Annotated in this window: 3 protein-coding genes; all 3 read right to left on the bottom strand. The window is 40.8% G+C overall.

Going from position 1 to position 3034, the window contains the following annotated elements; all coding sequences use genetic code 11:
- Positions 1-215: 215 nt before the first annotated feature.
- Complete coding sequence (locus H4J54_RS00120; RefSeq protein ID WP_182188829.1) at positions 216-524, bottom strand: hypothetical protein; 309 nt, start codon at positions 522-524, stop codon at positions 216-218.
- 302 nt (positions 525-826) lie between these two features.
- Positions 827-1960 carry an IS91 family transposase gene (locus H4J54_RS00115; protein ID WP_182188828.1) on the bottom strand — a complete coding sequence of 378 codons (1134 nt, stop codon included), beginning with the start codon at positions 1958-1960 and terminating at the stop codon, positions 827-829.
- Positions 1957-2808 carry a site-specific integrase gene (locus H4J54_RS00110; RefSeq protein WP_182188827.1) on the bottom strand — a complete coding sequence of 284 codons (852 nt, stop codon included), beginning with the start codon at positions 2806-2808 and terminating at the stop codon, positions 1957-1959. Before H4J54_RS00110 ends, H4J54_RS00115 begins: the two co-directional genes overlap by 4 nt.
- Positions 2809-3034 lie beyond the last annotated feature (226 nt).

Here is a 3034-nt window from a genome sequence, read left to right as displayed (position 1 = left end):
TTGGTAACCCCCTCCAACTGAAAACTCAAAATCCCCTCCCCATGCGGATAAGGGTATATAAGCTAATAAAATAATCGTTAAATTTTTAAACATCTCCACTCCCATGGAATTTTAAATATAACGCCCTAATAACGGGCTAAAAATAGTGGGCTAAAATGGAGCGAAGCGAACAGCCCGCTGTTTTTAGTCCTGTTAATTTGCTTGTTATGTGTATGTTAACCCTTACGTTTTTGTTTGCGCTTTTTACGGCGTAAACGTTTTGCTTTAGTAGCAGCAGTTGGAACAGAAACTTGTTTACGGCTGAAAAGCTCCATGAGTGGAAATATAACGAGTATTAAAACTGGAATAGCTAAAAGATCTAGCGAGTCCACAATAAAAGTTAAAGGCTCTTCTTTATAATAAGTTTCCCAAACGCCGTTAGTGACATACCCATAAAATATAATCGTGTATAGATTCCAAAGACAAAAAGCGCTAAGTAATACAATACTAATATTTGAAAATAACAGTCTGATTTTTTCGACCATATTGAATTTACATACTCAACTTTGGATACACATAACAATTAAGCATTTATCTCTTGTCGAAGCATGAGAGATAAATGTCCCGTTGGACTGTACCGCTAGGCACCGTCTATATGGTTTTTGTTTATTGAGTTATTTCTGTCGTAGGAAGGTGATTATCCATAATTTGAATTTTCAATAGTTTCCTTACTCTATTTTGCTCAACGTTATCAATCCAGTCTACCTTATAAGGCACATTATTCAAGACAAACGAAGCCTCTACTATCGCTTTTTTCAACGCATAATTAACCGTTTTCACCACTCAACTAGATCGTTCGAAACTGCGCTAACTGTTTATTGGGTAATATAATGCCAATCAAAACCATCCCTGCATGATGACAACTTGGACATTCAGGTCCTGTGTCGTCTTTTATTGTGTCTGTGATAACGTCTTCAGGCTTCTTAACCGCTTTATCTAAGCTCTTCCTAATGAGGATTAACGACTTACGTCTTATTGAATTAGCCATAAACCCATAATAACGCAGTCGCATAAAGCCTTTGGGGAGAACATGTAATAAAAATCGTCGTATCAACTCTGCCGCAGACAAATTCATATGCGTTGTCTCATTAGTGCGATAGTCTTTGTAGCGCATTAACACGTTATTTTCGCCTCTTAACGATAAACGACTTTCGCTAATACCTACACGATTGCAATAACGGGCTAAATAATTAACCACTGCATCGGTATGACCAATAGTCGGCTTGCTATACACATTCCATTTCAATCGAGCCGCTTCATTCAAACACTGTGAAACAATTTCTGGCGCTAGTCGATGAAGCGCTCCTGCCTCTGCTTGTTGAGCTAAACCATGAAGCATTTTTCCTCTGAACTTTACTGACAAGGCTCGAACAGGAAATAAGTATCCTGCTTTACGACTACCGCACCATTGCTTGTTTTGAGTTAATACACCACTTGGGATCAGGCAGTGTAAATGAATATGCCGACACAAGGTTTGACCCCAAGTGTGTAACACAGCCAACATGCCCAATTGCCCCTCCATGTGATGTCTCGCGTTGGCGAATTCACTTAATGTTTGCCAGACAGCCTTGAATAGCATTTTATAAAGCACATCAGGATGTAATGTTGCCCAACCATTAAACTGATGCGGTAAAGTGAATACCACATGATGGTAAGCCACAGGAAGTACATCCGCTTGTCGTTTGCGTAACCATTGCTCTCGTGATTTACCTTGGCACACCGGACAATGTCGGTCACGACAAGAACAATACCATTGGGTATCTTGCTCACAGTGATTGCAGTGCCATTGATAACTGCCCATCGCTTGGGTTCGACAATCCTGAAGGTGATGCAACACTTGCCATTGCCTTGGTGTGATGGTTTTCTTCTCAAGTTGTGGCAGTCCTTGTGCGATAATTTGCTGAAGCAATGAGCCGTTCATGATTGTTGCTCCAGTTTTTTGAGTAAATCAAACTGTGCTGCGTCCAACGCTTGATAATGGGGTAGCCAATGGGTATATCGTACGGTGGTTCGAATGTCTTTATGCCCGAGAATATGCTGTAACTCGGGCAGTGGCATTCCCGCCATTAACTGATGCGTAGCAAAGGCATGTCGCAAGGCGTGTATGCCGCCTGTTTTTAAAATCCCTGCATCCTTTTTCGCTTTGTAATAAGCTTTCTGTAATGACGATTGATGTAGCGGTTTATCTTCTATTGGTTTAAAAAACAGGTAAACGATAGGGTGAAAACGTTGCCAGTAAAGTCGTAGTGCGTGCAGTAATGAATCGGATACGGGAATACACCTATCCTTAGCGCCTTTCGCTTGTTGAAGGTGTATCACCTTTTCTTGTCCCGCTATATTTTTCACTTTGAGCGTGCAGACTTCACTGAGGCGTAAACCACAGCCATAGCACAACATGATCATCATGCGATATTTAGGGTTGTGGCAAATATCAATGATCCGCTTCACTTCAGATACACTTAACAGCTCAGGGATCTTCTGCTGTCGCTTCATCGGTGGTAACAACTGCTCAGTGAATGTTCTCCCTAGCACCTGCCCATAAAAAAAGTTCAGCGCATGAAAGGCCTGTACACATGAGCTTGACGATAAATGGCGCTCAAGGGTTAACGACCAAAGGTACTTTTTTAACTCACTGTCTTGCAATGTGTCAGGGGAGCGATGGGTATGTTTCGCCAAGTCGTAAACCCAACGAACATAGGTTTGTTGAGTTCTTATTGAAAAGTGTCGTACTTGCATACAGTCAAGTAACTGTTGTCTGAGTGGTGTCATAACTTGCCTCCAAAAAAGGTTGAGTAGCAAGTTAAGTGTGGTTGGAATGCAGTGATATGTCAGGGAGCTAGCACTCCCCGCGAAGCGGTTTAGTTCAACAGTTTATTAGACGGATAAAATCCCACTTTCAACAAAGGTGAATGTCCAACTAATGAATATTTATTCAAATTAATATACATAACTTAATATTAACATTCAACACGTTAATTTTACTTTTTGAATATAG

It is taken from the genome of Colwellia sp. MB3u-8 (assembly GCF_014076985.1).
GTDB lineage: Bacteria > Pseudomonadota > Gammaproteobacteria > Enterobacterales > Alteromonadaceae > Cognaticolwellia.
This window is presented reverse-complemented; position numbering and strand designations above follow the sequence as displayed.